The sequence below is a fragment of the Acinetobacter sp. UBA3025 genome (genome assembly GCF_002367915.1).
Classification (GTDB): domain Bacteria; phylum Pseudomonadota; class Gammaproteobacteria; order Pseudomonadales; family Moraxellaceae; genus Acinetobacter.
The window spans coordinates 1-7052 of the sequence record NZ_DFDO01000179.1 but is presented as its reverse complement, the minus strand read 5'-3'; the positions used below and the strand labels follow the sequence as shown (position 1 = coordinate 7052).

6 protein-coding genes are annotated in these 7052 nt (G+C 44.2%); 5 read left to right on the top strand and 1 reads right to left on the bottom strand.

Translation table 11 applies throughout. From position 1 onward, the window contains the following. Positions 1-875: acyl-CoA dehydrogenase family protein (locus tag B4J23_RS07510; RefSeq protein ID WP_291359717.1), on the bottom strand; the 875-nt coding region annotated here is incomplete at its 3' end. Between the two features lie 307 nt (positions 876-1182). Between B4J23_RS07510 and B4J23_RS07505 the strand changes: the two genes are divergently transcribed. The 5 genes from B4J23_RS07505 (at position 1183) to B4J23_RS07485 (ending at position 6913) form a co-directional block, all read left to right on the top strand. Next, positions 1183-1962, top strand: a complete 780-nt coding sequence (locus B4J23_RS07505; protein ID WP_125279309.1) for an enoyl-CoA hydratase — start codon at positions 1183-1185, stop codon at positions 1960-1962. Positions 1963-1965: 3 nt separating this feature from the next. Continuing rightward, entirely contained in the window at positions 1966-3483 is a 1518-nt protein-coding gene (locus B4J23_RS07500) for a 3-hydroxyacyl-CoA dehydrogenase (RefSeq protein WP_125279308.1), read from the top strand. 12 nt (positions 3484-3495) lie between these two features. Then, a complete protein-coding gene (locus B4J23_RS07495) occupies positions 3496-4698 on the top strand; it encodes a 3-oxoadipyl-CoA thiolase (protein WP_125279307.1) in 1203 nt (400 codons plus the stop codon). Positions 4699-4713: 15 nt separating this feature from the next. Further along, on the top strand, positions 4714-5931 hold the full coding sequence (locus tag B4J23_RS07490) for a CaiB/BaiF CoA transferase family protein (protein WP_125279306.1): 1218 nt from the start codon (positions 4714-4716) through the stop codon (positions 5929-5931). A 130-nt stretch (positions 5932-6061) separates the two neighbouring features. After that, entirely contained in the window at positions 6062-6913 is an 852-nt protein-coding gene (locus tag B4J23_RS07485) for an IclR family transcriptional regulator (RefSeq protein ID WP_125279305.1), read from the top strand. Positions 6914-7052: the final 139 nt, after the last annotated feature.

Below are 7052 nucleotides of genomic sequence, written 5' to 3'. Positions count from 1 at the left end.
TCAGCTTTAGAATCTGCCAGCATGCCTTGGATCAACTGGAAGTTAGCAATAGCCTGACCGAACTGCTTACGTTCAACGGCATATTGCAATGAATCTTCCAGCATACGGGTTGCAGCACCCACGCTCAGTGCAGCAATGTGGATACGGCCTTTATCCAGAACTTTCATCGCAGTTTTAAAGCCAACGCCTTCTACACCGCCAATCAAAGCTGATGCAGGGATACGGCAGTTTTCAAAGATCACGTCACAGGTATGTGCGCCTTTTTGGCCCATTTTCTTGTCACGTTTACCCAGTGAAATACCTGGTAATTTGCTATCAACGATGAACGCTGAAATGGCAGCAGCGCCTTTCAATTCTGGGTTGGTACGAGCCATTACCGTGAACACACCCGCATGTGGGGCATTGGTAATAAAGCGCTTGGTACCATTCAGGATGTACTCATCGCCATCTTTCACAGCAGTGGTTTTCAAAGATGCTGCATCAGAACCTGAATCCGGTTCAGTCAAACAGAACGAGCCAATGATTTCACCGCTAGCCAGTTTTGGCAGGAAGTGCTGTTTCTGCTCTTCAGTACCGTCGATGATCAGGCCAGATGCGCCGATACCGTTATTCGTACCAATCAATGAGCGGAAAGCAGGGGAAGTGCGGCCCAGTTCAAAAGCGATATAGACTTCCTCTTCCATGGTCAGGCCAAGACCGTCATATTCTTCAGGAATGGTTAAACCAAATAAGCCCAACTCTTTCATTTGTTGCACGATTTCTGTAGGAATTTCATCCGTTTCTGCAACAATTTCTTCATTTGGGATTAATACGCCTTCTACAAACTGGCGAATCATATCTACCAACTGGTTTAAGGTTTCCTGATCACGAATCATGTCCTAACTCCGTATCTAGGATTTCGTTCTGTCCACATCTTGACCAATGTGAATAAAAACTCATCACTAAGCTAAATTTATGCGGATACTAATTAAAATTAAAACAAGGATCAATATATACGAAAGTATATTTCGCTGTGCGATATTTATGTTTTTCTATAAAATTAGATTTAAATAATTGATTTAATGTGATTAATGCTATTTTTAAGGCGTTATAAAATATTTTTTGTTCAAATTTGAATAGTTTACTTTGAACGAAATTTATGTATATTGTTAATTAAATACCGCTGTGCGAAATGAGAAGATTATGGAAAGCACTGAAATTTTAAAATTGACTGTACAGGAAGATGGCATCGCGATTGTTCAAATCCATCGCCCGGAAGCACGTAATGCCTTGAACCTGGAATTACGTCAGCAACTTTCTGAAGCATTTCAATACCTTTCAAAATTAGATGCTGTAAAAGCGATTGTTTTGACCGGCGGTGAAAAAGTATTTGCTGCGGGTGCAGACATTAAAGATTTCACCACTGCTACTACAGCCCAAATGTATTTACGCCATACTGAACAGTATTGGCAGAGCATTACTGACTGTGCAAAACCGATTATTGCAGCCGTGAATGGCTATGCACTCGGTGGTGGCTGTGAACTGGCCATGCATGCCGACATCATTATTGCCGGTGAAAATGCCAAATTTGGCCAGCCAGAAGTGAAGCTGGGCTTGATGCCAGGTGCAGGTGGAACACAACGTTTACTGCGTGCGATTGGTAAATATCAAACCATGCTTTGGGTGTTGACCGGTAAACTGGTGAAAGCTGCTGAGGCTGAGCGTATGGGCTTGGTCTCTGAAGTCGTAGAAGATGAAAACACCATTACCCATGCGATTGAGATTGCTCAAACGATTGCGTCTTTCTCTCCAATCGCGGTTCAGCAAATTAAAGAAGTGACCAATCTTGGACAGGATCAATCTTTACAAGGTGCATTGGCACTGGAACGTAAAGCTTTCCAGATTCTGTTTGATACTAAAGATCAGAAAGAAGGCGTGAATGCATTCTTTGAAAAACGACCTGCACAGTACACTGGAGAATAAGATATGACCATTCAATCTATGGCGCTCATTGGTACTGGTGTAATGGGCATGGGCATTGCGCAAATTGCAGCCCAAGCAGGTCTGGAAGTGCGCTTATTCGATGCCAAAGCAGGTGCGGCAGAAGCAGGTTTGGCTAAACTTAAAGCTACGCTTGAAAAGCTGCAAGCCAAAGGTAAATTTACTGAAGAAGTTCTGAATGCAACTCTGGCACGTTTCAAAATCCTGAATAGCATTGAAGAAGTGGCTGGTGTTGATCTGGTGGTTGAAGCCATCATCGAAAATCTGGACATCAAGCAAGGTTTATTTAAACAGCTGGAATCCATTGTTTCACCAGAGACCATTCTGGCAACCAATACCTCATCACTTTCAGTGACTGCGATTGCATCCAACCTTGAGCATCAAGGTCGCATGGCGGGATTCCACTTCTTTAATCCAGTGCCCTTGATGAAAATTGTCGAAGTGATTGCTGGCCTAGCAACAGATGAACAGGTCGTTGCAGATCTACTCGAACTGGCACAACATATGGGTCACTTTGGTGTGCGTACCAAAGACACGCCAGGATTCATTGTCAATCACGCGGGTCGTGCTTATGGTACTGAAGCACTAAAAATCCTAGGTGAAGGTGTAGCTTCTGTTTCTGAAATCGACCGTATTCTGCGTGAAGGTGCCGGTTTCCGTATGGGACCACTGGAATTATTTGACCTGACTGCACTAGATGTTTCTCATCCAGTGATGGAATCGATTTTTAATCAGTATTATCAGGAAGATCGTTACCGTCCAAGCGCTTTAACCCGTCAAATGCTGGCTGGTAAAAAAGTCGGTCGTAAAGTCGGTGAAGGTTTCTATAAGTATCAGGATGGTCAAAAGACTAATGAAGCTCCGGCTCAGATTGCGCCTGAAGTAACTGAATTCAGCCCGGTCTGGATCAAAGCAGATCTTGAACAGGATGCCAGTATCTTGCGTGACTATATCCGTGAGCAAGGTCTGGTTATCGACAGTGCAGAAACTCCGGCAGCTGACAGTCTGATTCTATTGGCCACTTATGGTGAAGACACCACGACTGCAGCGCTTCGTTTTGATGTCGATGCGACTCGTGCAATCAGCATCGATATGCTGACTGATTTTGCCAAGCACCGTACCATCATGCCTTCGATTGCAACTCAAAAAGCCTATATCGACCAGGCACACGCATTGTTTGCTAAAAATGGTCATGGCGTATCCGTGATTGCTGAAAGTATTGGCTTTGTCGCACAGCGCGTATTGGCAATGGTCGTGAATCTGGCTTGTGATATTGCCCAACAACAAATCGCAACTGCAGCCGATATCGATAAAGCAGTAAAACTTGGTCTGGGCTACCCACATGGACCAATTTCATGGGGTGATGTTTTGGGCGCAGAACGTATCCTGTTGATCCTGGAACGTATCCTGGCGAATACTGGTGACCAGCGTTATCGTCCAAGTCCATGGTTACAACGCCGCGCCCGTTTAAAACTATCTCTTCTTCACACTGCAGCAGTTTAAGGAATCAAACTCATGTTAAATGCATATATTTATGATGGATTACGTACGCCATTTGGCCGTCATGCAGGAAGCCTGGCAAAGGTTCGTCCAGATGATTTAGCTGCACATGTGATTAAGGCATTGGTTGCAAAACATAATCTGCCTGCTGATATTTTTGATGATGTGATTCTGGGGAATACTAACCAGGCCGGTGAAGACAGCCGTAATATTGCACGTCATGCAACGTTATTGGCGGGTCTAGATGTGAAAACGCCAGCACAAACTGTGAACCGTCTATGTGCTTCAGGTTTAGCAGCGGTGATTGATGCAGCTCGTGCGATTACTTGTAATGAAGGGGATATCTTCCTTGCAGGTGGTGTCGAGTCGATGTCTCGTGCACCGTTTGTCTTTGCCAAATCTGAAACCCCATTCAGCCGTGATTTTAAAGTATTCGATTCAACCATCGGCGCACGTTTTCCGAACCCTGCCATTGAAAAACAGTTCGGCAATGACACCATGCCGCAAACTGGCGATAATGTAGCAGTAGAATACGGTGTAACCCGTGAAGATGCAGACCAGTTTGCTGCAGCATCACAAGCCAAATATGAAGCAGCTAAACAGGCAGGTTTCTTTGCTGACGAGATCGTGGGTGTTGAAGTGCCTCAAGGCCGTAAATTACCAGCAAAATTGGTCGATCAAGACGAACATCCACGTCCATCTTCTAACTTGGAAGCGCTACAGAAACTACGTCCACTGTTTGAAGGCGGTGTAGTGACTGCGGGTAATGCTTCTGGTGTCAATGATGGTGCAGTAGCGCTAATCATTGGTTCTGAAGCCGCTCAGGAAAAACTGGGCATCCAGCCAATGGCGAAAATCATCGCTTCAGCGGCTGCGGGTATTGAACCACGTATTATGGGCGCCGGTCCGGTTGATGCGATCAAACTAGCATTAAAACGTGCCAACTTGACGTTGGATGACATGGATATCATTGAAATCAATGAAGCATTTGCATCTCAAGTTTTAGCATGTCTAAAAGGTTTAGATGTGGCATTTGACGATGCACGTGTCAATCCAAATGGTGGTGCAATTGCAGTTGGGCATCCACTCGGTGCTTCAGGTGCTCGTTTAGTGCTCAGCACCGCTCGTGAATTGCAGCGCAGCGGCAAAAAATATGCTGTGATTAGTCTGTGTATCGGTGTGGGCCAAGGTCTGGCACTGGTCATCGAACGCGTATAAACAAAGGAAAAACACATGGGTGCATTAGAGGGTATTCGCGTACTGGATTTAAGTCGCGTACTTGCAGGTCCTTGGTGTGGTCAAATCCTCGCGGATTTAGGCGCTGAAGTGATTAAAGTTGAACGTCCTAAAACGGGTGATGATACCCGTATGTGGGGACCACCTTGGATGAAAAATGACCATGGTGAAAATACACGTGAAGCAGCGTATTACCAGTCAGCTAACCGCAATAAAATGTCGGTGGCGATTGATATCTCCATGCCTGAAGGTCAGGAACTGGTCAAAGCACTGGCTGCTGATTCAGATGTGGTCATCGAAAATTACAAAGCGGGTTCATTGAAAAAATATGGTCTGGATTATGAAAGCCTGAGCGCGATTAATCCGAAACTGGTGTATTGCTCAATTACTGGCTTTGGTCAAACTGGCCCTCGTGCACTTGAACCAGGTTATGATTTTATCATCCAGGGTATGGGCGGTTTAATGTCTGTTACTGGTGAGAAAGATGACCTACCGGGTGGTGGACCACAAAAAGTTGGCGTGGCTTTTGCGGATTTGACCACGGGTTTGTACTCGACCATTGCCATTCAGGCAGCTTTGTTAAACCGTCATGTGACTGGTCTCGGTCAGCATATTGATATGGCATTGCTAGATGTTCAGGTTGCTTTGCTGGCAAACCAAGGGATGAACTACCTGGCTTCAGGCAAAATCCCGGGTCGCTATGGTAATGCACATGCCAATATTGTGCCTTATCAGGTATTCCGCGCTGCCGACCAAGACTTCATTATTGCCTGTGGTAATGACAAGCAATTTGTTGCCTTGAGCGCTGCAATTGGTTTGCCTGATTTACCGCAAGATCCACGTTTTGTGACCAATGCACTGCGTATTCAGCATCGTGCAGAAATCACAGAGCTGCTAGCCAAACATTTCTTAAGCAATACTGCGAAGCATTGGGTAGAAGCAATTCATGCAGTGAAAGTTCCGGTAGGCCTGATTAATAACCTTGAACAAGCTTTCCAGGAACCACAAGTGCAAGCGCGTAATATGCTGGTTGAGATCCCCCATCCGTTAAAAGAAAAATTAACGGTGATTGGCTCACCAATTAAATTATCGCGTACACCAGTGGAATATCGTAAAGCACCACCAATGTTAGGTGAGCATACGAATGAAATTCTTTCACGTGTCGTGGATGAGGAAAAACTGGAGGCCCTAAAAGCTCAAGGTATTGTTGGTTAATAAACAAGAAAACCCATAAGTCCAATAAAGAAGCAACTTAATCAAAGTTGCTTCTTTGCTATATACAAGATAATTATTTATAATTTCGCAATGCGAAACACTTATTATGAATTTGAAGGACGGTGAAGACATGTCTGATGATGTACCTGAAACCGATCAGTCGGAAGAAAAATTAATTGCGCCTTTGCGCCATGAGTTATTGCATCCGATTGAAGATATGCAGGATGAAAATGACCGTCAATTTATTACAGCTTTAGCACGTGGTCTGGAGTTACTGCGCTGCTTTAGTCCAAAACATCAGCATCTGGGCAATCAGGAACTGTCACAAATGACAGGTTTACCTAAACCGACGATTACTCGTTTAACCCATACCTTGTCCCGTTTAGGATATTTGAAGCAGGTTCCTAATTCGAGCAAGTTTCAGCTCTCAGTCGGCGTACTGTCTTTTGGTTATTCGATGCTGTCGAATTTATCCTTACGTTCAGTTGCGCATCCATTAATGAAAAATCTGGCGGACTATGCTGAGGCAGCTGTTGCGATGGCAACCCGCGACCGTCTGAATATGATTTATCTGGATGTAGTGCAGGGTAAGGGGAATGTTACCATGCGTCGTCAGGTAGGAACGCATTTACCGATTCATTTAAGCTCTATGGGACGCGCCTGTCTGGCTGCAATGCCAGAAGATGAGCGTGATTTTCTGCTTGATGCGATTCGCCGTAAACATGTTGAAGAATGGCCACAGATCCAAAAAAATCTGGAGAAGTCATTTAAAGACTATCAGGAATATGGTTTCTGCTTTTCAATCGGTGAATGGCATAAGGATGTGAATTCGGTTGCAGTTCCTTTTGTCCATGAACAGCATGGTCTACTGGTGTTTAACTGCGGCGGTCCAAGTTTCCTCCTCAATGAAGAGAAAATCAAAAATGATATTGCACCACGTTTATTACATATGGTGAATAATATTAGAAATGAGTTGGGATAATACATTTCTCAATTGATTAATTTTAGAAAATAGTAGGTATTTCAATTAAATACCTGCTATAAAATATCTATAAAATTCATTGAAAATAATAATTCTTTTACCTGATAATAGAGGTGGCCCCACATGTTTGAACAACTAA